Origin of the sequence: Promicromonospora iranensis (assembly GCF_028994805.1) — a bacterium.
GTDB classification, from domain to species: Bacteria; Actinomycetota; Actinomycetes; order Actinomycetales; family Cellulomonadaceae; genus Promicromonospora; species Promicromonospora iranensis.
The window spans coordinates 91,289-114,287 of record NZ_JAJQQP010000011.1; the positions used below are offsets into that span (position 1 = coordinate 91,289).

At 72.2% G+C, this 22,999-nt stretch carries 21 protein-coding genes; 8 read left to right on the forward strand and 13 right to left on the reverse strand.

All coding sequences use genetic code 11. The annotated features are described in order from the left end of the window. Positions 1-43: 43 nt before the first annotated feature. Positions 44-1,057: a LacI family DNA-binding transcriptional regulator gene (locus LUM46_RS18930; protein ID WP_274996009.1), complete on the reverse strand. Its 1,014-nt coding sequence runs from the start codon at positions 1,055-1,057 to the stop codon at positions 44-46. Positions 1,058-1,118: 61 nt separating this feature from the next. Between LUM46_RS18930 and glgB the strand changes: the two genes are divergently transcribed. Next, the gene (glgB, locus tag LUM46_RS18935) at positions 1,119-3,455 is read left to right on the forward strand and encodes a 1,4-alpha-glucan branching protein GlgB (RefSeq protein WP_274996011.1); all 2,337 of its coding nucleotides are present in this window, start codon (positions 1,119-1,121) and stop codon (positions 3,453-3,455) included. A gap of 85 nt (positions 3,456-3,540) precedes the next feature. Here glgB and LUM46_RS18940 read toward each other — a convergent pair whose 3' ends face one another. The 4 genes from LUM46_RS18940 to LUM46_RS18955 form a co-directional block, all read right to left on the reverse strand. Continuing rightward, positions 3,541-4,503 carry a tetratricopeptide repeat protein gene (locus tag LUM46_RS18940; RefSeq protein WP_274996013.1) on the reverse strand — a complete coding sequence of 321 codons (963 nt, stop codon included), beginning with the start codon at positions 4,501-4,503 and terminating at the stop codon, positions 3,541-3,543. Positions 4,504-4,541: 38 nt separating this feature from the next. Further along, complete coding sequence (locus tag LUM46_RS18945) at positions 4,542-5,576, reverse strand: DUF8094 domain-containing protein (RefSeq protein ID WP_274996016.1); 1,035 nt, start codon at positions 5,574-5,576, stop codon at positions 4,542-4,544. Positions 5,577-5,640: 64 nt separating this feature from the next. Further along, complete coding sequence (locus LUM46_RS18950; protein ID WP_274996018.1) at positions 5,641-6,648, reverse strand: DUF8094 domain-containing protein; 1,008 nt, start codon at positions 6,646-6,648, stop codon at positions 5,641-5,643. Beyond that, positions 6,648-8,084 (reverse strand): hypothetical protein, encoded by a 1,437-nt coding sequence (locus tag LUM46_RS18955; RefSeq protein WP_274996020.1) that lies wholly within the window; start codon positions 8,082-8,084, stop codon positions 6,648-6,650. Before LUM46_RS18955 ends, LUM46_RS18950 begins: the two co-directional genes overlap by 1 nt. 338 nt (positions 8,085-8,422) lie before the next feature. Between LUM46_RS18955 and LUM46_RS18960 the strand changes: the two genes are divergently transcribed. Continuing rightward, entirely contained in the window at positions 8,423-9,985 is a 1,563-nt protein-coding gene (locus tag LUM46_RS18960; RefSeq protein WP_274996021.1) for a DivIVA domain-containing protein, read from the forward strand. An 85-nt stretch (positions 9,986-10,070) separates the two neighbouring features. Here LUM46_RS18960 and LUM46_RS18965 read toward each other — a convergent pair whose 3' ends face one another. Genes LUM46_RS18965 through LUM46_RS18975 form a run of 3 tightly spaced genes read right to left on the reverse strand, consistent with a single transcriptional unit; the run spans position 10,071 to position 12,026 of the window. After that, complete coding sequence (locus tag LUM46_RS18965; protein WP_274996023.1) at positions 10,071-10,889, reverse strand: alpha/beta fold hydrolase; 819 nt, start codon at positions 10,887-10,889, stop codon at positions 10,071-10,073. 28 nt (positions 10,890-10,917) lie between these two features. Further along, positions 10,918-11,691 (reverse strand): alpha/beta hydrolase, encoded by a 774-nt coding sequence (locus LUM46_RS18970; protein WP_374726967.1) that lies wholly within the window; start codon positions 11,689-11,691, stop codon positions 10,918-10,920. A gap of 35 nt (positions 11,692-11,726) precedes the next feature. Continuing rightward, the gene (locus LUM46_RS18975) at positions 11,727-12,026 is read right to left on the reverse strand and encodes a hypothetical protein (protein ID WP_274996025.1); all 300 of its coding nucleotides are present in this window, start codon (positions 12,024-12,026) and stop codon (positions 11,727-11,729) included. A gap of 153 nt (positions 12,027-12,179) precedes the next feature. On the opposite strand from LUM46_RS18975, the gene LUM46_RS18980 reads away from it, so the two are divergent. Continuing rightward, positions 12,180-13,157: an FKBP-type peptidyl-prolyl cis-trans isomerase gene (locus LUM46_RS18980; protein WP_274996027.1), complete on the forward strand. Its 978-nt coding sequence runs from the start codon at positions 12,180-12,182 to the stop codon at positions 13,155-13,157. Between the two features lie 129 nt (positions 13,158-13,286). Continuing rightward, positions 13,287-13,814, forward strand: a complete 528-nt coding sequence (locus tag LUM46_RS18985; RefSeq protein WP_274996028.1) for a phosphoribosyltransferase — start codon at positions 13,287-13,289, stop codon at positions 13,812-13,814. Here the strand turns inward: LUM46_RS18985 and LUM46_RS18990 are convergent. After that, positions 13,756-14,469, reverse strand: coding sequence for a phosphatase PAP2 family protein (locus LUM46_RS18990; protein WP_274996030.1), 714 nt, complete (start codon positions 14,467-14,469; stop codon positions 13,756-13,758). The genes LUM46_RS18985 and LUM46_RS18990 overlap by 59 nt on opposite strands. A gap of 142 nt (positions 14,470-14,611) precedes the next feature. Between LUM46_RS18990 and LUM46_RS18995 the strand changes: the two genes are divergently transcribed. From LUM46_RS18995 to LUM46_RS19010, 4 genes are all read left to right on the forward strand, one after another. Further along, positions 14,612-16,171 (forward strand): sensor histidine kinase, encoded by a 1,560-nt coding sequence (locus tag LUM46_RS18995; RefSeq protein WP_274996032.1) that lies wholly within the window; start codon positions 14,612-14,614, stop codon positions 16,169-16,171. Continuing rightward, entirely contained in the window at positions 16,168-16,842 is a 675-nt protein-coding gene (locus LUM46_RS19000) for a response regulator (protein ID WP_274996036.1), read from the forward strand. The genes LUM46_RS18995 and LUM46_RS19000 overlap by 4 nt, the downstream gene beginning before the upstream one ends. 123 nt (positions 16,843-16,965) lie before the next feature. Then, positions 16,966-17,403, forward strand: coding sequence for a DUF4386 domain-containing protein (locus LUM46_RS19005; protein ID WP_274996037.1), 438 nt, complete (start codon positions 16,966-16,968; stop codon positions 17,401-17,403). Between the two features lie 90 nt (positions 17,404-17,493). Then, positions 17,494-18,069 (forward strand): iron transporter, encoded by a 576-nt coding sequence (locus LUM46_RS19010; RefSeq protein WP_274996040.1) that lies wholly within the window; start codon positions 17,494-17,496, stop codon positions 18,067-18,069. Positions 18,070-18,093: 24 nt separating this feature from the next. On the opposite strand, the gene LUM46_RS19015 is transcribed toward LUM46_RS19010, so the two are convergent. Genes LUM46_RS19015 through LUM46_RS19030 form a run of 4 tightly spaced genes read right to left on the reverse strand, consistent with a single transcriptional unit; the run spans position 18,094 to position 22,797 of the window. After that, positions 18,094-18,780 carry a response regulator transcription factor gene (locus LUM46_RS19015; RefSeq protein WP_274996042.1) on the reverse strand — a complete coding sequence of 229 codons (687 nt, stop codon included), beginning with the start codon at positions 18,778-18,780 and terminating at the stop codon, positions 18,094-18,096. After that, complete coding sequence (locus LUM46_RS19020) at positions 18,777-20,153, reverse strand: sensor histidine kinase (protein ID WP_274996045.1); 1,377 nt, start codon at positions 20,151-20,153, stop codon at positions 18,777-18,779. The genes LUM46_RS19015 and LUM46_RS19020 overlap by 4 nt, the downstream gene beginning before the upstream one ends. Then, positions 20,150-21,382: an FAD-dependent monooxygenase gene (locus LUM46_RS19025; protein ID WP_274996046.1), complete on the reverse strand. Its 1,233-nt coding sequence runs from the start codon at positions 21,380-21,382 to the stop codon at positions 20,150-20,152. The genes LUM46_RS19020 and LUM46_RS19025 overlap by 4 nt, the downstream gene beginning before the upstream one ends. Beyond that, positions 21,379-22,797, reverse strand: coding sequence for an MFS transporter (locus LUM46_RS19030; RefSeq protein WP_274996048.1), 1,419 nt, complete (start codon positions 22,795-22,797; stop codon positions 21,379-21,381). Before LUM46_RS19030 ends, LUM46_RS19025 begins: the two co-directional genes overlap by 4 nt. Positions 22,798-22,999: the final 202 nt, after the last annotated feature.

Below are 22,999 nucleotides of genomic sequence, written 5' to 3' on the forward strand. Positions count from 1 at the left end.
TCGGTCCCCGGGGCGTGCGACCGAGTGAAGCGGTTAAGTTGGCTTAAGTCAAAGGTCCCGTCGTACCTCTCACCCGCAGCTGCGGGGTCGAGTCGTGGAACCCCCCGACGGGCTCCCCGGCCATCCGGTCGAACAGGCGGCGCGCCACGTGCGCGCCGTACGCGACGACGTCGTGGCTGAGCGACGTGAGCTGCGGGAAGGTCGCCTGGCAGAGCGGGGAGTCGTCCCAGGCGATGAGCGAGAGGTCGGCGGGCACCGTCAGCCCCAGCTCGGCGGCGACGCCCAGGCCCGACAACGCCATCACGTCGTTGTCGTAGACGATGGCGGTGGGCCGCCGGCCGGAGCCCAGCAGGTCGCGCGTGGCCAGCGCTCCCTGCTCCGGCGTGTAGTCGGTGGACCGCAGCTGGCCACGCATCCCGAGCGCCGTCGTCTCGCTCCGGAACGCCTCGTCGCGGATCCAGGTGTGCCCGAACCCCTCGGAGCCGGCGACCCGGGCGACGTCGCGATGGCCCAGGGCGTGCAGGTACCGCACGGACTCGCGCATCGCGGCGGCGTCGTCGGTCCACACGGTGGTGAGGCCCTCGGCCAGGCCGGGGTCGCCGACCACCACGGCCGGAAGCGGCTCGGGCACGCTCAGCATGGCGATGCGCGGGTCGTCGAGCCGCGGGTCCACCACGACGATGCCGTCGACGCGGCGCGCGGCGCGCCACTTGCGATAGGTGCGTACCTCGGCGTCGAGGTCGGGTGCCACCTGCAGCAGCAGACCGTAGTCGCGCTCGGTGAGGACCGACTCGATGCCCGCGACGAACTGCATGTAGAACGACTCGAACCCGAGCGTCTGCGGGTCCCGCGCCAGCACGAGGCCCACCGTCTCGGTACGCGCGCCCGACAGGGACCGGGCGGCGGAGCTCGGCGCCCAGCCCAGATCCGCTGCGATCGCCAGGATCCGCTCGCGTGTGGCCTCGGAGACACCGGGCCGTCCGTTGAGCGCGTAGGAGACCGCGCCGGTGGAGACTCCGGCGCGACGGGCGATGTCGGCGATGGTGATTCGTGCCATGAGGGACATCATGGCGTGTGACGTGTCGCACGCCCCGCACCTCACGTGGAAAGGTGAACCCATGGCAGACCTGCCCGACGTCGACCTCGAGATCCTGACCGCTATCGCGTCCGGGACCCACCACGATCCGCACACCGTGCTCGGCCCCCATCTGCTCGACGGGCCCTGGGCGGTGGTCCGCGCCTTACGGCCGCTCGCCGACGAGGTCGTGGTGACGACCTCGGGCGCGGGCGGTGACACGGAGGTGGCCGCGACCCACGAGGGAGCGGGGGTATGGGCCGCCGTCGTGCCCGCGATCGAGGCCCCGGACGGGTCCCGGCATGCCCCCGACTACCGCATCCGTACCCGGTCGGGCACGGAGACCTGGACCGCCGACGACCCGTACCGGTTCCTGCCCACCCTGGGCGAGGTCGACCTGCACCTGATCGGTGAAGGGCGGCACGAGCAGCTCTGGCAGGTGCTCGGCGCCAACCTGCACCGGTATCCGAGCGCGGCCGGCGACATCGCCGGCGTCGCCTTCGCCGTGTGGGCACCGAACGCCCGCGGCGTGCGCCTCGTGGGCGACCACAACGGCTGGGGCGGCACGCACCCCATGCGGTCGCTCGGCTCCGCCGGCGTCTGGGAGCTGTTCGTCCCGGACGTGGGCCCCGGCCTGCGGTACAAGTTCGAGATCCTGGGGGCCGACGGCGTCTGGCGCGCCAAGGCGGACCCCCTCGCCAAGGCGACGGAGCAGCCGCCCGCGACGGCGAGCGTCGTGACGGCCTCGACCCACGAGTGGCACGACGACGCGTGGCTGGCCACGCGCACGGCGACGGACCCGCACTCCGCGCCGCTGAGCGCGTACGAGGTGCACCTGGGCTCCTGGCGGCCGGGCCTCGGGTACCGGGAGCTTGCGGAGCAGCTGACCGCCTACGTCTCCGAGCAGGGGTTCACGCACGTCGAGCTGCTGCCCGTCGCGGAGCACCCGTACGGCGGGTCGTGGGGCTACCAGGTCACCAGCTACTACGCGCCGACCTCGCGGTTCGGCTCGCCCGACGACTTCCGCCACCTCGTGGACCAGCTCCACCAGGCCGGGATCGGCATCATCCTGGACTGGGTGCCCGCGCACTTCCCGCGCGACGAGTTCGCCCTCGCCCGCTTCGACGGCTCGCCCCTGTACGAGCACCCCGACCCGCGGCGCGGCGAGCAGCAGGACTGGGGCACGCTGATCTTCGACTTCGGCCGGCGTGAGGTGCGCAACTTCCTCGTGGCGAACGCGACCTACTGGTTCGAGGAGTTCCACGTCGACGCGCTGCGCGTGGACGCCGTCGCCTCGATGCTCTACCTCGACTACTCCCGCAAGGAGGGCGAGTGGGCGCCCAACGTGCACGGCGGGCGGGAGAACCTCGAGGCGATCGCGTTCATCCAGGAGGCGAACGCGACCGCGTACCGGCGCACCCCCGGGGTCATGATGATCGCCGAGGAGTCCACGGCCTTTCCCCAGGTCACCGGCCCCACGTCGAGCGGAGGGCTGGGCTTCGGCCTGAAGTGGAACATGGGCTGGATGAACGACTCCCTCCGCTACCTCGCGGAGGACCCGTACAACCGGCGCTACCACCACGGCGAGCTCACGTTCTCGCTCGTGTACGCGTTCACGGAGCAGTTCGTGCTGCCGATCAGCCACGACGAGGTGGTCCACGGCAAGGGGTCCCTGCTGGGCAAGATGCCCGGCGACCGGTGGCAGCAGCTCGCCGGCGTGCGGTCCTTCCTCGCCTACCAGTGGACGCACCCGGGCAAGCAGCTGCTGTTCATGGGCTGCGAGTTCGCCCAGGAGAGCGAGTGGTCCGAGTCGGACGGGCTGCCCTGGCACCTGCTGGGCGACGCCGGGCACGTCGGCGTGCAGCACCTCGTCCGGGACCTGAACGCGCTCTACCGCGCGACGCCGGCGCTGTGGGAGCTGGACTTCGACCCCGCGGGGTTCGAGTGGCTCGAGGCCGACGACGCCGACCACAACGTGCTGGCCTATGTGCGCCGGTCACGCTCGGGCGACCCGGTCGTGGTGGTCGTCAACTTCGCGGGTGTGCCCCACGAGGGATACCGGCTGCCGCTGCCGACCCTGCCGCTGGCGGAGCAGGCTGCCTCGGTCGAGGCCGCCTCGGTCGAGCCCGCCTCGCCGTCGGACGAGCCCTCGCTGGTCGAGCGGGTCGAGACCACGAGCCCGACCAGCGAGGACGAGGCGACCGTCGCATCCGTCTGGCGCGAGGCGCTGAACACCGACGCGACCGTGTACGGCGGCTCGGGCGTAGGGAACATGGGCCGGGTGCAGGCCGAACCGGTACCGCACCACGGCCGTGCCTGGTCCGCAGTCGTACGGGTACCCCCGCTGGGCGCCCTGATCCTGATCCCCGAACCCCGTTAGCTGAGTGCTGGGTTTTTGTGCTGCTGGCAACTCGCTCGGCACAAAAACCCAGCACTCAACGGCGTGGCAGGGTCAGCGGAGCGGATCAGTACAGGCTGATCGCGAGGCGCTTGCGCGCCTTGCTCACCCGCGGGTCCCCCGTGCCGGCAACCTCGAAGAGCTCCAGCAGGCGCACGCGGAGCTTCTCCTTACCGTCGGCGTCGGAGTCGGGCAGCAGGTCGAGCAGGCGCACGAACGCGTCGTCCACCTTGCCACCCAGCATGTCCAGGTCGGCCACGGCGAGCGCCGCGTCGACGTCGGACGGCGCGTCCGCGGCGGCCTGCCGCACCGCGGCGAGGTCGGCGTCCCGGGTGCGCTGCATGAGGCGCACCTGGGCGAGGCCGGCCGTCGCGTCGGCGTCCTTGGGATCCTGCCGGAGGGCCTTCTCGTAGGCGGCAGCGGCGGTGTCCAGGTCGTCGCGCTCGATCGCGTCGTACGCCTCCTGGTGCAGCGGCGGCAGCGGCTGCTCGGCCTCGGCCTCGGGCTCGTCCACCGCGGGCGCGGCACCCGGGACGCGGCCCGTGACGCCGTTCTGCTCCGCGGCGGCCAGGACCTGGTCCAGCACCCCGCGGATCTGCTGTTCCTCGGCGGCGCCCTGGAACAGCGGCAGCGGCTGGCCCTGCAGCACGGCGACCACGGTAGGCACACCCTGCACCTGGAACGCGGCGGCGACCTGCGGGGCCGACTGCGCGTCGACGCGCCCCAGGAGGAACCGCCCGCCGTACTCCTCGGCGAGGCGGCCCAGGGTGACGCCGAGCTCGGCGTTCGCCTGGTCGGTCGGGATCCAGATCAGCATCACCACCGGGTAGGTGGACGAGTCACGGATCAGCTGTTCGAAGTTAGCCTCGCTGACGTCCACCACGAAGCCGCCGGCTTCGGGTGCGCCACCGGGTTCACCAGGTGGCGGTGCCTGGGGGCGGTTGAGGGCGGACAGGTCGACGGCGCCGCGCACCGCGAACTCGGGCTGGGCGCTCCGGGCGGGCCCGGGCTGAGGGGACGGACTGCTCATGGGGCAATCCTAATGACTCGGTGACGGTGGCTCGCCGGTCACCCGCTGGAGACGTCGATCGGGATGTGCCGGAAACCGACGAGCGTGATCTTGCGCTCGGACCCGGCAGCGGGCACGTACAGGGCGACGAAGTCGCGGTACCGCGTACGCAGCCGGTCTGCCGGCTCCTGGTCACCCAGCAGGACCTTCTGCGCGGCGGGGAGAGCATCGGTCTCGATCTCGGCGCCCTCCTGGCCGAGCGCCACGGTCTGGGTGCTGGTGAGCCCGCCCAGGACCAGCGCCCCGCCGTCGGCCGTGCGGACGGCGCGCAGGCCCAGGTCCGGCTCGACCCGCGCAGCGAACGAGTACGTGCCCTCGGTGGTCCGCCAGCCCGGGACGCCGGTCTGCGACGCCTCGACGTCGCGCATGGTCTGTCGCAGGCGGTCGTCGTCGAAGGCGCCGGCGTTCGCGGCGGCGGCGTCCTCGCTGAGCACCTCGGCGTAGTCGGCGAGCGCCTGCGCCGGCGACCGGACGAGCGACGTGCCGTCGTCCGGGGTGACCGCGGCGCTGCCCAGCTCGGACTCCGCGAACGGCGGCAGGCTCGCTCCCGGAACCAGGCTCACGTAGCCCCAGAGCCGGTACTGCTCGCGGGCCGAACGCTGGTCGAGCACCATCAGGGCGGGGGCGACCCTGGTGTCCGGCTGGGCCTGGATCGCGTAGCTGGTGCGCGGCCAGCCCTGGTCCGACGGCAGGACCACCTGCTGGGTCTGCGCCGACAGGTCGGTCCGCCACCTCTCGTCGCCCGTCGCGCCGGCGAGACGGAGCTCGGCCTGCCGCATCGCCAGCGCGGGTCCCGTCATCCGGGCCCGCAGGCCCTCCGCCGCCGACGCCTCGTCGTGCTCCACGACCACCGCCGCGACGGATGCCAGGATCTTTCGCTCCTGTGCCTCGCTGACGACCGCCGCGACCACGGGGGCCTCCGGTACGGGAGCGGGCGGCTCAGCGGTGCAGCCCGCCAGGAGGACCGCCGCGGCGGCGACCGTCGCGAGGCACACCCCGGCCCTGGACCGGGGACGGACGGCGGAACGCGGCAAGGGTGGCCTCCGTAGGTTCACGGAGGCCACCCTAGCGGCGGGCGGCGATCAGTCGCCGACCAGGTCAGCCGTTCGAGACCGAGCTCGGCACGTGCTCGTAGCCGACCAGGCTGATCTGGTCGTCCGAGTCCTTGGGCGGCACGTACATCGCCACCATGTCCTTGTAGTTGACCTCGACCACGTTGCTCACGTCGGTGTCACCCCAGAGCGCCTGGGTGGTCTTGGTCGGCGGGCCGATCTCGCAGCCCTCCTCCTTGGCGGTGATCGTCTCCTGGCTGATCATCGCCGCCATCACCAGGGCACCGCCGTCCGCCGTGCGGACCGCCTTCACCGGGGCCTTCGTGGGCTCGTACTCGACCTTGAAGGCGCCGCGGCACTCCTCCTTGTTGATCGCGTCGACCTGGAGCTTGCCGTAGTCCCGGAAGAACTGGCGCAGGTCGTCGTCGGCAAAGGTGTCGGCGTACTTCGAGTCCTTGTCGACGGTGAGCACCGACGCGTACTGCTTGATCGCGTCCTTGGGCGTCACCTTGAGGCTCTTGTCGTCCGGCGGGACGGCGGGGCTGCCCAGCTCGGCCTCCGCGAACTGCGGCATGGTCACGCCCGGCAGCAGACGCACCCAGCCCCACAGCTTGTACTGGTCACGCGCCGTCGCCTGGTCGAACGACATGAGCACCGGCGTCGTGAGGTCCTTGGGCTGCACGGTGATGGCGAAGCTGCTGCGCGGCCATTCCTGGTCCGACGGCAGGATCACCTGCTGCATCTCCATGGCCAGATCGGTCAGCGGCTCCTTGTCGCCACGGGCGGCGGCGACCTTGAGCTGGGTCTCGCGGATGTCGAGCGCGGGCCCGGACAGCCGCGGCTCGAGCTTGTCGGCGTCCTTGGCCTTGGTCACCTTCCCGACGACGCCCGCCACCTTGTCCAGGATCTCGCGTTCCTGGGACTGGGTGACGACAGCCGCAGCGACGGGCGCTTCCGGCTTCGGGGTCGGGAGCTCCTCGGCACAGCCGGCGAGCAGACCCGTGGCGAGCACGGTTGCTACCACGGCCGTGGCGCGGGTCGTGGTGCGTCTCATCAGTTACCTCCGTCGTTCCCGGTGACGCCCCAGGTCTGGCGCCACGCGGCAGCCCGGCTGCTCGGTGTCTGCGGCTGCTCGACCTCGGGCTCGGGCTCTGGTTCGGACGCGGGCACGGTGGGCATGGCGCCCGTCGCGGCCCTGCGTTGCGCCTGCTCGCGCATGCGCATCTCGCGCCGGGTCATCGGCCTGCCCGACGCCGCGGAGGCGGCCGGGTCGGTCTGCGCGGCGGACGGCGCCTCGGCCGGCGCCGGTGCCTGCTCGGGTGCGGCACCGCCGAACGGCGTCCGCTGGGCCGGCGGCTGTGCGGTGGCGGCGGGTGCCGCTCCGGGAGCCTGTCCGCGACGACGCCGGATCCCGCGGATGGACGCCGCGGGAGCGGCGACCGGCTCGGGATCCCGCTCGGGCACGGGCGGCGGCGTGATGGGAGCTGCTCCGCCGAACGGCGCGGGTGCACCCCAGGACCGCGTGTGCTCCGGCTCGGTCAGGGCCGGCTCGGGATGCCGCGCCGGGCTCGGTACCGGGCTCGGTACCGGGCTCTGCACCGGCCTCTGGTCCGGACGGTCCCGACCCGGCGCCTCCGGGCGGACCGGCGGGTAGACCGCCGTGCCCCCCTCGGCCGGGTCGCCCAGCGCGGGCGGGAAGCCGGCGGCGGGCTCGTGCCCGGCAGGGCTCGACTGCTCGCCGTCGATGCCGAGGACCACGTCGCGACGCGGCAGCTCGGAGTCCGGCTGGCGGGTGCGGACGGCCGACGGCGGACGGCCGTTGCCGGACCTGCGCTTGGCACTGCGGCGCGCGCCGATGGCCATGAAGACACCGAGGATCAGGAGGAGAGAGCCGCCCAGGACACCGGGCCACAGGTACGGGGTGCTCGCCTGGCGAGGCCAGGTGAGCTCGAGCGTGGGCGCCTCCGCGCCCTTGCCGACGCCCGCGGCCAGCAGGACCACGCGGCCGGGCTGCTCGGTCCAGCGCATCGAGACGGCGGTCTCGCCGCTCACCTCGGAGATCCACATGTCGGAGCCCGCGGGCTCGGGACCGGTGCTCGGCTTCTCGGCCGGCGCCTCGTCCGTCTCCTCGCCCTCGGCCGCCTCCCCCTCCGGGGCGGCGGCGGTGCCCGGGACGACGCGCAGCGTCTCCCAGGAGGACAGGCCGGTCACGGAGTCGTAGGGGTCGTCGCCCACCCAGCCGAGCACGTCGACGTCGGACCCGAGCGCGAGCGTGACCTTCTGCCCTTCGGGCACAGTGGCTCGCACGGTCACCTGGTCGTCGACCAGGCCGAGCACACCGGGCTCGGTCACGACCATGGTTCCGTCACCGCTGGGGGTCGCGGTCGCGACGACGGTGTCGGACTCGCGCAGGACGGTTGCCGTCGCGACCCCGAAACCGATCCCGCCGAGTCCGGCAAGGATCAGGAGGATCGCCAAAAAGCGTTGCACCACCGATTCCCTTCGAATTTAGGGCGCGCAGCCCGTCGATCAGGTGGATGTTCCAGCATAGGGACCGTACGAGGAGCCCTGTCCAATGACGGGCGTGCTTGTGCGGTTCGGTCGGGATTCTCACCCTTCCTTCACGGGGTGTGTCGGAAACGCCGTCGCCGCGCGGCTGCGTGAGCCAGCGGAGAGTATCCCAGGCATTCCGTACATTGCATCTGCATGCGGAGTATCCACATCCGCACAAGGCACGTATCCTGGGCGCCGGACGGGCGGTATAAGCCACGTCCCAGGGGGGAGCCTGACCCGCGCCTCACCAAGTTCCGACACTGGAGGTCTGCACCGTGTCCGACGAGCGCTCGCTCTTTCCGACTGCCATGCGTGGGTACGACCGCGACCAGGTGCACGCGCACCTGGACCGACTGAACCACGCCCTCGAAGAGGCCCGTCGGCAGGTCGAAGCCTCCGACAGCCGCGCCATGCAGCTCACGCAGGATCTCACCGACGCCAAGCGCAACCTGCGCGAGACCGAGAAGCCGTCGTACGCCGGTCTCGGCTCCCGCATCGAGCTGCTGCTGCGCTCCGCCGAGGACCAGTCGACCGACATCATCAACCAGGCCAACCAGCAGGCCGCCGACATCATGGCACGGGCGAAGCTGTCCGCCGGGCAGGTGCGCTCGCGCGCCGAGTCCGAGGTCGCCGAGATGCTCGCCAGCGCCCGCCGCGAGGCCGAGGAGATCCGCACCACGACGTCCGCGGAGGCCGAGGGCCACCTGCTCGCCGCGCAGCGCCGCGCCGAGGAGCTCGTGGGCTCCGCGGAGCGCGAGTCCGCGCAGATCGCCAGCGCCATCAGCGCCGAGGAGAGCGAGCGCCGGGCCAGCCTCGAGCGGGAGCTCGGCACCCTGCGCTCGACGGTCGAGCGCGAGACCACGGAGCTGCGGGTCAAGACCGAGGCCGACGCCGCCAAGCTCCGCAGCGAGGTCGCCGCCGAGACCAGCGAGCAGCGTGAGACCGCCGAGCGCGACGCGTCCGCCATGCTCGCCAGCGCCCGTGCCGAGTCCGAGCAGATCCTCTCCGAGGCACGCCGTCAGGCTGCCGAGGCGGCCAACGCCGTCACCAGCGAGATGGAGGAGCTGCGCGAGCAGGCCCGTGCAGCGCTCGCCCAGGCCGAGCTCGACATCGTCCACCGCAAGGAGACCGTCGAGAAGGAGCTCGCCGAGCGGCACGAGACGGCCAAGGCCGAGACCGCCAAGCTCGTCAAGACGGCGGAGGAGCACGCCGCCGAGGCAGAGAAGCGGGTGGCGGTCGCCCTCGAGCAGTCCGAGAAGATCCGCGCGGAGTCCGACGTCTACGTCAAGGACCTCGTGGCCGACGCCCGCAAGTCCGCGGACCGGATCGTGGCCGAGGCCCGGGAGTTCGCGGAGCAGACGATCGACGACGCCCGTGCCGAGGCGGAGTCGAGCCGGTCGGCCGCGCAGCACCAGCTCGAGGACCTGACGCGTCAGCACGACTCGATCAACTCCTACCTGGACGAGCTGCGCGGCATGCTCGGTACGCCCGCCACGCCGGGTGCCCCGGCCGCTCCGGTGCCCAGCCCGCCGGCCAAGCCGGCGAGCCTCTCCGGCGCGACGCCCGCGCAGCAGGCCCGCTTCGCCGTCGTCGGCGACGGCACCGAGGCCGAGCCGGACGTGCCGGAGTCCACCGACACGGGCTCGATGCCCGCGTCGATCCCGCCGAGCAACCCGACGCCCGTGCCCGTCGGCACGGCGACGGTCGTCATCCCGTCGGTCAAGGGCACCAAGGCGAGCACGAAGGCCGGCCAGAACGCCGCCGACTCGGCCGCCTCCCCCGCGGAGAGCGACGACGCCGAGGAGCCGGTCTCCGAGAAGGCCGGCGCGTCCAGCTGACCCGGCCGAGGTAGTCATCCAGCGAGGTAGTCACCCAGTTCGCCCTGGGTGACTACCTCGCTGTATGACTACCTCGGCGTGCTGGTCAGTGGTGGGCTACGACCTGCAGGTGCAGGAGACCCAGGGCCGCCGCGACGGCCTGCGGGTCCTCGACGGCGCTCATGTGACCCACGCCGGGCACGAGCGTGAGCGCCGCATTGCCGCCGGAGAGCCTGGAGGGCGCGCCGGCGGCCTGGACCATGTACTCGGCCTCGGCCAACGGCGTGATGGTGTCCTCGGCGCCCACCACGACGGCGACCGGGGCGTCGAAGCGTTCGAGCACCGCCGTCCGGTCCGGACGGGCCGCCATCGCTCGCTGCGCCCACGCGACGCTCGCGGGCGACTGCGCACGGATCCAGGAGTCCAGCACCGGAAACAGGTGCCGCCTGCGCTCCGTGGTCGTGGCGCCCACCAGGGCGGCGGGCATGCCGAGCACGGCGTCCACCGTCTGGCTGGACTCGGTCTCGGCGGCGATCCGGAGGCGCTTGGCGCGCGCCTCGTCCGTGTCCGCGGTCGACTTGGTGTTCACGAGCCCGAGCCCGGCGACGAATCCGGGGTGCCGCTCCGCCAGGGCGAGCGCCACGTATCCGCCCATCGAGTGCCCGACGACCACTGCGTTGCCCTCACCGGCGGCGACCATGGTCCGGTGCACCCAGTCGGCCGCGTGCTCGATGCTCGGCTGGTACCCGTCCAGGTCGCTGTGCCCGGCTCCCGGCAGGTCGACGCCGATGGCACGGGTGCCGGGTGGCAGGTGCGCGGCGCAGGCCGTCCACATCCGGTGATCGAGCGGGAAGCCGTGGAGCAGCACGAGCGGTAGCCCGCCGCCGTCGTGCAGGGTGAAGGTGGCCAGCGCTTGTGAGGTCATCGTCGTCCTCCTGTGGTGGTGGTCATGCTCAAGGAGCCCCTACCGGTCCGTCCCAGTGCTTCGGCAGCGGTAGCGGGTGGTCGGGCAGCACGTGGGCGACCACCTCGTTCAGGACGCGGGCGACGGCCGGCTCCCCGACCCACAGGTGCTTGGCTCCGTCGACGCCGATCACCTCGGCCTGCGGCACGCGGGCGAAGCGCCGCCGGGCCTCGTCCGGCCGCAGGTAGTCGTCGAGCTCGGGCACCAGGACGACGAGCGGCTTGCCGAACGCCGCCCAGCGGTCCAGGTCCTCGTCGGTGGCACGGTGCAGCGGCGGTGACAGGAGGATCGCGCCCTCGACGCTCGGGTCCGCCCCGTGCTTGAGCACCAGCTCGGTGCCGAAGGACCAGCCGACCAGCCAGGGCCGCGGCAGCCCTCGGAACTCGGCCAGCTCGATCGCCGCCGCGACGTCGTAGCGTTCCGCGTCGCCGCCGTCGAACGTGCCCTCGCTCGTGCCGCGCGGGGACGAGGTGCCGCGTGTGTTGAACCGCAGGACCGCGAGGTTCGCCAGGGCGGGCAACCGCCAGGCCGCCTTGCGGTACACGTGGGAGTCCATGAACCCCCCGTGCGTCGGCAGGGGGTGGAACGTCAGCAGGCTGGCCGACGGCTCGCTGTCCGCGGGCAGGGCCAGCTCGCCCACGAGCGTCAGGCCGTCGGCGGTGTGCAGCTCGATGTCCTCCCGCTGCGCGGGCAGGACGGTGAGCGAGCGGATCTGGTGGGTCGTCTGGCCGGAGGCCTCGTCCGGCGTCGCTTCAGTGGTCATCGGTCCCATTCTCACCCCGCTGCCCACCCGTGGGCTCACCTGAGGTTGGTACGGCGCTGCCAACAGCTGTTGTGCCAGTGCCGTCGACCGTCCAGCCCTGCCTCGGGACCGCCGAGCACGTCCGTCTGCCACGCGACGACGTGCGCCGTGCCCGGCGTGATCTCCTGTCGGCACGCAGGACAGACGTACGTCTTGTCGGACGACCGGATCCGCTGCACCACCCACTCGCCGTCGGCCGCCGACTCGCTGCGCCGTCCGCCCGTCGCCCGATCGAGGTCGAGAGGGACGTGGTCCGCGGCATACGGACGCTTGCTGGAGCGGCGCTTCGACGGCATGGCATCTATTCTTCCGCAGGGCGGAGCGGACGGCTCGATCCTGCCTGAGAACTGTTTGTATCGCGCACCACACTGCCTGGGAGTCCCACTCATCTCCGCCCGCTAGAGTGTGGCGGTCCCCAGCAAGGCGCAAACCCGACCGAAGGACTACTCGTGAAGCACCGCACCACTGCCGGCCTGGCAGCCGTCGCGCTGGCATCCATCGCGCTCACCGGCTGCGCAAGCGGCGACGACTCCGGGGACGGCAACGCTGCCGCCTCCAACGGAAACGTCTGTGAGGTGACGCCTGCTGCTGAGCCGTCGCCCGCGCCGAGCCCGTCCGAGGCGGACGTCAAGGCCGTCGACGCGATCGAGGTCTCGGGCCCGGTCGGCAAGGAGCCGAAGGTCTCCTTCAAGGCACCCCTGGAGGTGAAGAGCCCGACGTCCCGCGTGGTTGACGAGGGCACCGGCGAGGAGCTGGCCGAGGGCTCCCAGGTGACCATCAACTATGTGGTCCTCGCGGGCAAGGACGGTTCCACGAGCGGCTCGACCTGGGAGAGCAAGAAGCCCGAGTCGTTCACGCTCGGTGACCCCCAGTACGACCTGCTGAACGACCGCCTGATCGGCCAGAAGGTCGGCACGCGCATCGTGATGGCGAGCACCGCCATGGACCAGACCGTCCAGGTCACGATGGTCGAGGTCAGCGAGGTCAAGGAGATCCCGACCCGGGCCGAGGGCACCGAGGTCGCCCCGGAGGAGGGCCTCCCCACCGTCGAGCTCGCCGACGACGGTCAGCCCACCGTCACCGTCCCCGAGGACTACGAGGCGCCCAGCGACCTGGTGGTCCAGCCCCTCATCGAGGGTGACGGCGCCGAGGTCACCAAGGACCAGACGGTCACCGTCCAGTACGCCGGGTGCCTGCTCGACGGCACGTCGTTCGACTCCTCCTGGAGCCGCGGCACCCCGACCTCGTTCCCGCTCAACGGCGTGATCCCGGGCTGGACCAACGGCATCGCCGGCCAGAAGGTCGGCAGCCAGGTGCTGCTCGTGGTCCCGGCCGACCAGGGCTACGGCGACCAGGAGAACGGCGCCATCCCCGCGAACTCGACGCTCGTGTTCGTGGTCGACATCCTCGAGGCCAAGGCGGCCTGACCCCTCCGGTCCGTCCGTCCGCGGAGGGTCTGAGATATCGCGCACTCGACGTGAGCATCGCCGCTGGTCACGGCACAGGCGTGGCGGGTACCCGAGCCGGGTGCCCGCCACGTCTCGTAGGGTCCTCCTATGACCTCGACAGACCTTCCCGACGCTGAGCACGCTCCGATCCCGGAGCGCGAGGTGCTCACCTGGGAGACGTTCCCCGATGCGGTGCGTGACCTGGCCCACCAGGTGGTCGACAGCGGGTTCGTACCCGAGGTGGTGATCGCCGTCGCGCGCGGCGGCCTGGTTCCTGGCGGCGCCATGGCGTACGCGCTCGGCACCAAGGGCGTCGGCACGCTGAACGTCGAGTTCTACACGGACATCGGCAAGACGCTCGACGACCCTCGCGTGCTGCCGCCCCTGATGGACACGTCCGAGCTCCCCGGCGCCAAGGTCCTGGTCGTGGACGACGTCGCCGACTCCGGCCGCACCCTGGCCCTCGTCATGGACCTCCTGGAGAAGCAGGGCGCCGAGGCCCGCTCGGCCGTGCTGTTCACCAAGCCGCGCACGATCATCCAGCCCGACTACTCGTGGAAGGACACCGACCTGTGGATCACCTTCCCGTGGTCCGCCGAACCGCCGGTGACCGGCGCGAGGTCGATCGACGCATGAGCCGCTGACCGCCGGCGCGGACGGCCAGTGCCACCAGGCAGGTGACGACGACACCGAGGGCCAGCCCGGAGGCGACGTCGTGCACGTAGTGGACGCCCGCAGCGACGCGGGCGCCCGCCACGGCCAGCGCGACCGGCACGACCACCGGCCAGATCCGCGGGACGACGAGCACGCACGCGAGGGCCAAGGCACCCGCGATGGTCGCGTGGTTGCTGGGCCAGGACCAGTCCCCGGGCGCGGGGCACGCCAGCACCGTGTCGACGTCGAGCGCGCGGCACGGCCGCTCCTCGGTGACCAGGAGCTTCACGATCTCGCTCGTCGCGTACGCCGCGACGGTGCCGACCCCGGCCGCCGCGAGCAGTCCGAACCGCGGCCGGTCGCGGAGCCACGTGAACAGCACGAGGCCCGCGGTCACGGCGAGGAGTACCAGTAGCCCCTTGTCGGCGACCAGGCCCGCGACGCCTGCGAGAGAGGACCCGGCAGCTCCGCCGGCGACGTTCTCGAAGAGTGTCTCCCGTGCGGGCCACGTCAGGAGCGCGAGGACGCTCAGCGCCAGGAAGGTGCTCAGCACGACGGGCAGGGCGGCGCGCGGGGCCCGGCTCCGAGCGGGTGCCGCCGGACGGTGTGCAGCTGGTGCGTGGCGTGTTGTGGTCATGCCGAGAACGCTAGAAATCCGCAGGGCGCCGCGGATCTGGCGTGGGTCAGGAGCCGCCTATGACCCTGGTCCTAGGTGACCCTCCCCAAGATCAGCCCTGGGCGGGAAGCGGGTATCGACGCCCTTCGGCGACGATGGTCCGGTGACGCCACCGACCCGGATCGACAGCGAGTACTCACCCGGAAACGCCGCAGCGCGCTCGCTGCGGTTGATCCTGGCTGCGGTGTTCGCCGTGCTCCTGGTCCTCGCCGGCGTGGACCCGTGGTGGATGCTGGCGCTGGCGGCCGTCGCCGCACCCCTCGGGCTGACCGACGGCGGTGCGCGGCTGGGCGTCGTCGGCATGGCGGTCGCCGTGGCGGCGGGCGCGTTCGCCGTACTGGTCGGCTGGGCCGACGTACGTGACGCCCTCGTCACGACGGCCCGCGGTGTCGTGACCGGCGTGCTGCCGTGGTCGGTGGCCATCGCGTGGCGCGCCCGCCGGGCAGGCGAGGCCGACGCGGCTCTGTCGCTCCTGCGGGAGCAGGAAGCCCGGCGCATGCGTGCGGAGGCCGACCTCGCGCGGCAGCGGCTGCAGCTCGCCGAGAGCCTGCACGACGACCTGGGTCATGCCCTCAGCCTCGTCGCCGTCAACCTCGGTCGACTCGAGCTCGAGCTCGAGCGGGACCCGGAGACCGACCGTTCGCGCAGCGCCGCCGGGCCGAACTCGGCAGGGCGGGAATCAGCGGTGCGGGAGTCGGTCGGGCTCGCGCGGAGCCAGGTCTCGGACGCCGTCGCCCGCCTGGGCGCCTCGGTGCAGACCCTCCGCACCGGGCTGGCCGACGGTGGGCCCAGCATGCCGGCGGAGGACATCCAGGCGGGGCTCGACGTGCTCGTGCAGGACGCGCGCCGCGCGGGCGCCGACGTCGAGCTCACGGGCTCACCCGGTCCCGACGCTCTGGCTGCCTGCGGCCCAGCCGTCCTCCGGGTGGTCCAGGAAGGGCTCACGAACGCGCTCAAGCACGCACCGGGCCAGCCCGTCCGCGTCGTGCTGGACGCAGGCTCCGAACGTCTTCTGATCACGGTGCGCAACCCGCTGCCTGTCCCTTCGGACGGCTCACCGGCGGCCGACGCGCCGGTATCCGCTGTCGGTGGCACGGGTGTCCGATCGCTCACCCACCACGTGCGTGCCCGGGGCGGCTCGGTCACGGCAGGTGCGGCGGACGGGGAGTACGTGCTGCGGGCAGAGCTCCTTCCCGTGAGCACCACTCGAGGCGGTGCCGGGAACGGTCATGCCGCCGGTCCCTCGGGCGCCGAGAGCGACGGGACGCCGAGCCAGGACCCGCTGGATGCCGACGCGGTCACCCACGGGCTGTTCCGCGCCCGGCGCCGGGGCGGGGCGCTGCTGCTGGCTGCCGTCCTGATACCGGCGACGGCGCTCGTCGTGGTCGCGGCGGCGATCCAGCTCTCCGACCATCTCGACGCACGCCGCGCGCAGCTGGACCCAGAGGTCTTCGCCCGTCTCTCGGTCGGCGATACCCGGTCCGGCGTCCGGCCACTGCTGCCCCCGGCTACCCTCGATCCGCCGCCAGGAGCCGACCCGTCGTGCGACTACTACGCGGTCACGGCCGACCCGCTCGCCGACGCGTCCGGCGACGCCTACCGGATCTGCTGGGCAGACGATCGGGTCGCCTCGACGAATCTCGTCGTGGGCGGTGCGCGGTGAACGGGACCGGATCCGCCACGCCGCTGCGTGTGGTGATCGCCGACGACGAGCCCCTCGTCCGCGCGGGTCTGGCGGGGATCGTGGAGACCGACGACGGTGTCCGCGTCGTCGGACAGGCATCCTCGGGCGAGGAGGCCCTGGCGGCGGTCCGGGCACACCGGCCCGACGTGGTGCTGCTGGACGTACGCATGGGAACGATGAGTGGCCTGGACGTTCTCGCCGAGATCCGACGCTCGGCGGAGCACCTGCCATGCCTCATGGTCACCACGTTCGGTGAGGACGAGTACGTCGCCGAGGCGATCAGGCTGGGTGCCGACGGCTTCGTCCTGAAGTCTGGCGACCCCCGTGAGCTGCTGCTCGCGGTGCACGCGGCGGCGTCGGGCGGCGCCTACTTCTCCCCCGCCGTGTCGCGGCGCCTGCTGCAGACCGGGCTGGGCACGCGGTTCGTCGCCCAGCAGGACGCACGCGAGCGGTTCGACCGCCTCACCCAGCGCGAGCGGGAAGTGCTGACCCTGATGGGCGACGGGCTCGCGAACCCGGAGATCGCCGCACGACTCCACCTGGCGGAGGGAACTGTCAAGGTGCACGTCACGTCGATCTTGCGCACGACGGGCGCGCGTAACCGGGTGGAGGCGGCGTTGATCGCGGCGCAGGCCCGACCGCCTGGCTGACGCCGGCTCCGGGAACCGCCCGGCCGCGTCCGTCGCCTTCTTCGTCCTGCCGCCCTCTTCCAGGCATCAGCCTTACGCCGTGAGATCACCTTACGTCGTAAGGTCCACCGAGAGGGAAGTCACATGAACTCGTCCACGCTGCACCCCCGCACGGCACGCACCACCGGGCTGCTCTACCTTGCACTCGCCGTGGTCGCCATCCCGGGATTCCTCATCATCCGGCCGATGCTGTTCGACCCGGAGAGCGCGGCAGCCACCGTCAGCCATCTGGTCGAGAACGAGATGCTCGCGCGCCTGGGCATCGCTCTGGAGCTTGCGCTCGTCGCCGCCCAGGCACTGGTGGCCCTGTGGTTCTACCGGCTGTTCCAGCGTGTCGACGCGTTCGCCGCGGCGTCGCTGGCCGCCTTCGGGCTGATCAACTCGGTTGCGATCCTCGGCAGCGCCGCCTGCCTCGGCGGTGCGCTGAGCATCGCCCTCACCTCGATGAACGGTGACGTGCCCGAAGCCGCGGCAAGCGCCCAGCTCTTGCACTCGTTCCGGTCTCGTGTCGTCACGACGTAGCGACCCCGGGCCTCGTGCGAGCTCCAGGTGCGAGGTGCCGGGCAACGGTGCAACCTCGGAGAACACCCACCACGTCCCCAGGAGGCCCGGATGACGACGGCACCCAGCACCCCGCCCACGGATCCCAGCTCGTCGGAGGCGACCGAGCGCCAGCTGCAGCTCGGTGCCGCCCAAGGTGAGGCCTACCGGAAGGCTCTCGACCACATGGCTCAGGACGTCGCCAAGGCCGGAGGCACGCAGCAGGCCGGCGACTACCTGATCGGCTACGCCATCGAGGACGCCGAGGGGATGTATCACCTGGAGGACGGGGAGCTGGTGTGGCACAACCCGGGTGACACCAATGCCCACGTGGAGGTCGTCGTCTGCGACGCGACCGACGGCCGCTTCGTCCCCGGTCTGGACGTGAGCGCGACCCTCGTGACGCCCGGCGGGCAAGAGCTCGGGCCGTTCCCGCAGGAGCTGGTCTGGCACCCGATGCTCTACCACTACGCCCGCAACTGGGAGCTCCCGGAGGACGGCGACTACACCCTGCGCGTGCACGTGGAGCCGCCGACCTTCATGCGGCACGACGAGATCAACGGACGGCGGTTCGCGGCACCCGTCGACGCCGAGTTCACCGGCGTGCGCATCGAACGTGGTTCCGAGCCCGTCGACCCGCCGGCCTGACCACCGGGGAGACGATCTCGGAGGTCAGGTCCCCAGGTAACGCAGCACGGCGAGCACCCGACGGTTGTCCGCGGCGTCGTACGGCAGGTCCAGCTTCTGGAAGATGGCCGCCACGTTCTTCTCCACCGCGCCCTGCGAGAGGAACAGCGTCTCCGCGATGGCGCCGTTCGAGCGGCCCTGCGCGATCAGGTCGAGCACCTCGCGCTCCCGGCCGGACAGCCGTGCCCTGCCGACGTCCCGCTCGGACGCGCCCATGAGCTGCGAGACCACCTCCGGGTCGAGCACGGTCTCACCGCGGGCCACCCGCACGAGCGCCTGGGCGAACTCCCCGACGTCGACGACGCGGTCCTTGAGCAGGTACCCCACGCCGCGTGCGTCACCCTGGAGCAGCACACCGGCATAGCGTGTCTCCACGTACTGCGAGAAGAGGAGCACAGGCAGTCCGGGGAACTGCTCCCGCAACGCGACGACGGTTCTCAGGCCTTCGTCCGTAAAGGTGGGTGGCATACGGATGTCCGCGACGACGACGTCGGGCAGCGACTCCTCCGCGAGGCGCACGACCTCACGCTCCAGATGTTCGCCGTCCGGCACGGCGGTCACCTCGTGCCCCCGGCGTGTCAGCAGGGCGACGAGCCCGTCGCGCAGGATCCCGGAGTCCTCGGCGAGCACCACGCGCAGGCCGCCCGACGGCGCGGCGTCCGGCCCGGTCATCCGCGGCCCCCGGTGCCCGCGCCGCGTGTACCTGCCGCGACGGCGCGCAGGGCGGGCAGCGCCACGCTGACGACGGTCGGTCCGCCGACAGGGCTGGAGAGGTCGAACGTCCCGTCGACCGACCGGACCCGCTCGGCGAGACCTGCCAGGCCCGACCGCAGCCCGGACCCGTCCGGCAGGACGACGGTCGCGCCGCCCCGTCCGTCGTCGCGCACCTGGATACGCAGGATGCTGCTCCCTCCGTCGGCAACCACGTCGACCTGCACCTGGACCTGCGATGCGTGCGAATGCTTCGCCGCGTTGGTGACCAGCTCGGCGATCGAGAAGTAGACGATCGACTCGATGGCCGGTGCCAGGCGGCCGCCCGCCTCGACGTCCGGGTCGACGTCGGCCGCGACCGGCAGCGGCGCACGCGCGGCAAGGGTCTCGAGAGCGACCGCGAGGCCGCTGTCCAGGACCGGCGGGTGGATGCCGCGAGCCAGCTCCCGCAGCTCGGTCAGCGCGTCCTTCGTCGACGCGTGCGCCACCTCGAGGAGCTCGCCCACCGAGTCCGTCGCGCCGGAGGCCAGCTGCTCGCGGGCCTCGCCGAGCTGCATGCCGACGGCGACCAGACGTGCCTGGGTCCCGTCGTGCAGGTCTCGCTCGATCCGCCGCAGCCGGGCGTCGGCGTCCTCCACCGTGCCCGCCCGGGAGCGCTCCAGCTCGGCGACACGCAGGCTGGCGGCCGTCGGCCCGAGCAGCACCCTGGTCAGCAGCCTCAGGAGGGCGGTGAAACCTCGCTGGGCCGACGGCCACAGGACCAGCAGCCCCAGGCCGCCCACCACGACCAGGGCGAGACCCGCCGGCGTGTGCCACGAGCTGTCCATGGCCAGATCGGCGGGCAGCGCCCAGAACCAGGTCCAGTAGGTCACGCCGCCGAGCCCGAGCACGAGGCACGCCGTGCTCACGATGAACCCCGCGAGCGTCACCGGCAGCGCCGCGATCATGAACAGAAGTGCTCGCCAGCCCGCCGTGTCGCCGAGCGCTCCGCCGAGCCGCGGCCAGAAGCCGCTGCGCGGCGAGCGAGCCACGGGGGCCGCGACCTCGGCGTCCAGCAGGTCACCGGCCAGGCCGCGATAGAGCGCGCCCCACCATCGCCCGCCCACCACGAGCCCGCCGGCGACGAACAGCCCGACGACGGTCACCGCGGCACCGGCCGTGACCGCCACGGTGAGCAGCACGTAGGCGAGGGCGAACGGCCCCAGGAGCAGCATGAGCCACAGGTACCCGTACGAACGCCACGCGGCGGAGGACAACGGCGCGCTGATCAGGTGCTTCCACCCGGGCCCCCGCGCGGGCCTCCGCGCTCGCGGGTCGAGGGTCATGATCCTCATCCTGCCAGGCTCCCGCGCATCCGCCCTGCCGGGGCGGGCTCCGGCAGCTCGAGGGCCGAGTGGGCGGGCTGCGGCGTCGTCGCCGGCATGGCGACCAGCTCACGGAGCATGGCGTTGCGCCGGCCCAGCGCCTCGGCGGTGGTGGGGAAGAGCCTGGCGCCGCCCTTGTCGACCAGCGCCTGGTTCATGGTGACGAACCCGCGGGTGTCGCGCTCGTAGGCGGCAAAGGCTTCGACGTGGTCCCGGTACCTGGCCAGAGACCTGGCGAGCATGTAGGCACCGACCAGCGCGAGGCTGGAGCCCTGTCCGGTCAGGAACGACGGCGCGTAGGCGGCGTCGCCGACGAACGCCACCCGGCCGCTCGACCAGCCCGGCATGCGGATCTGGCCCGCCGTGTCGAAGAACAGGTCGTCCGCCTGGTGCATGGCATCGACGATGCCCGCGACCTCCCAGCCCGCGCCGGCGTACGTCCTGGCCACCAGGTCCCGCTGGGCGTCCGGGTCGCGCAGGACGTCGAGCGGCTGTTCCGGCCGGTGAAAGTTCAGGAAGGCGTGCAGCGGGTTGGCGGTGTCCCCGGTGGCGTAGAGCGCGGCCGCCCGGCCAGGAACGTTCCACATCATGAGCTCGCGCGACAGTCCGAAGGTGTTGGGCATGGTGAACACGGCGAAGGTGTAACCGAGATACCGGTGGAACTGTTCCTCGGGCCCGAGCAGGATCTTCCGGGTGCCCGAGTGCATGCCGTCGGCACCCATCACCAGGTCGAACGTGCGCTGCTTGCCGCTGCGGAAGGTGACGTCGACCCCGTGCTCGTGCTGGTCGAGGGTGCCTAGGGAGTCGTCGAACAGGAACTCCACGTCGTCCTGGACCGTCGCGTACAGGGCGGCGGTCAGGTCCCCGCGCCCGATCTCGAGGTCCTGCCCCTCGACGCTCCCGGCGACCGCGGAGGGGTGCAGGGCGGCCACCTCGGCGCCGTCGGCGTCGAGGAACGTGAACCGTCCGATGTCGATGTGCGCCTCCTGCAGCCCTGGCAGGATCCCCATCCGCCGGACCACGTCGATCGCGGTGCCGCGCACGTCGATCGGGTAACCACCCCCGCGAGGTGCGTGCGCCTTCTCGACCACCGTGACGTCGAACCCGTACCGGTGCAGCCAGTACGCCAGCGTGGGGCCGGCGAGGCTCGCTCCGGCGATCAGGACCTTGCGCCGGGCGGCGTCGGACCGAGATGTCATGACTGGACTTCCTTCTTCAGGTGACGGACGACGAACAGGGACAGCGCGGCCACGAGGGCGGCGACGAGGAAGCCGGTGACGAAGGCGGACTCGGCAGGCATCCCGGAGACCGGGTCGTTCCCCGCATCGAGGACCGAGCCGGCGGCCTGGCCTCCCGCGACGGCGCCGATCAGGCGGATCACCACGAGGAGGCTGGTGGCGATGCCGGTGTCCTTGGCCGCCACGGCGGTGGCGGTGCTCGCGAGCAGCGCCGTGGTGATCAGCCCACCGACGAAGGCGGCCAGCGCCCGGGCGATGACAAGCTGCCACGCTGTGTCGTGCAGCGCCGCGACGGCGACGAGGATGCCCACGGTGGCGACGGCGCCGGTCGTGGCCACGGCGCGTGCGCCGTAGCGCCGCACGGCGAGCCCTCCGACCGAGCCCGCCAGCACGCCGGCGATGGAGGCGGGCATCATGAACAGGCCGATATCAGTGGTGCTGAGCCCCAGGCCGTAACCGTCGCCCGAGACCTCGAACAGCTTGGGGACGTAGGTCTGCAGCATCGCGGAGACGGCGGCGATGGCGATGGTGAGCACTGCCGCGCTCCACACGGCGGGCGCGGTCAGCATGCGCAGCTCGACCATCGGCGAGACCGCCCGGCGCTCGACGGCCACCCAGGCCGCGGCGAGCGCCGCGACGACCAGCACGATGCCACCGATCGCGAGCGGTGGGACGCCGCCACCGGTCACCACCAGGAGCCCGAGCATGAGCGCGACCAGCGTGGCGCTCAGCAGAGCGACACCCGGCCAGTCGATGGTGGTGTCCTGCTCGCTCGGCGGGTCGTCGGGCATCAGCCGGGACACGACCGCCGTCGCGGTGATGATCACGATCGTCGGCGCCGCGAAGATCCAGTTCCAGGACAGCCCTTCCGCCAGCGGCCCGGCCACCAGGGTTCCGATGATGCCCCCGGCGGTGAACAGCGCGCTGACCACTCCGATGGCCACCTGCGTCTGTCCCGTCGAGAAGTTCTTGCGCACCAGGATGAACGACAGGGGCAGCGCGCCGATCATCGCGCCCTGCAGCGTCTGGCCGACCAGCAGCACCGGCAGGTTCGGCGCGACGCTCGAGAGCACACCGCCTGCCGAGACCAGCAGCATCAGCACCAGCAGCACGCGCTTTCCGCCGTAGCGGTCGCCGAGCTTTCCCGCGATGGGGGCGACGATCGCGCCGGTGATCAGCAGCGTGCTGGCGATCAGCGCCGCCGCGGCCGAGTCGACGCCGAGCTCGCGCTCCAGGAGAGGACGGGCGGGGTCGACCACTGTCTGCAATGTGCCGAGAGCGAGCGCGAGGATGCCCAGCGCGCCGATCGCGGGCCTTCCGATACGTGTGGACCCGGGCTCCTCGATGGGGGCCGGGGCGACGGGAGCGATGGACATCTCAGTCCCTCTCTGGCGCGGTTGCGGGCAGGTGCACGGACGGCTCTGGTCTGATCTCCATGCCTTCGAACCTAGGTTCGGGGCCTCGGGCTCCGGAATGGTGGGAACCGCCGCGGGGGCGGAGGATTTCCTCCGTGCGGCCGGTCGTCGCGGAGACAGGTGGTCGCTCCCACCGTCGACGGTGGGAGCGACCTCCTGGCCC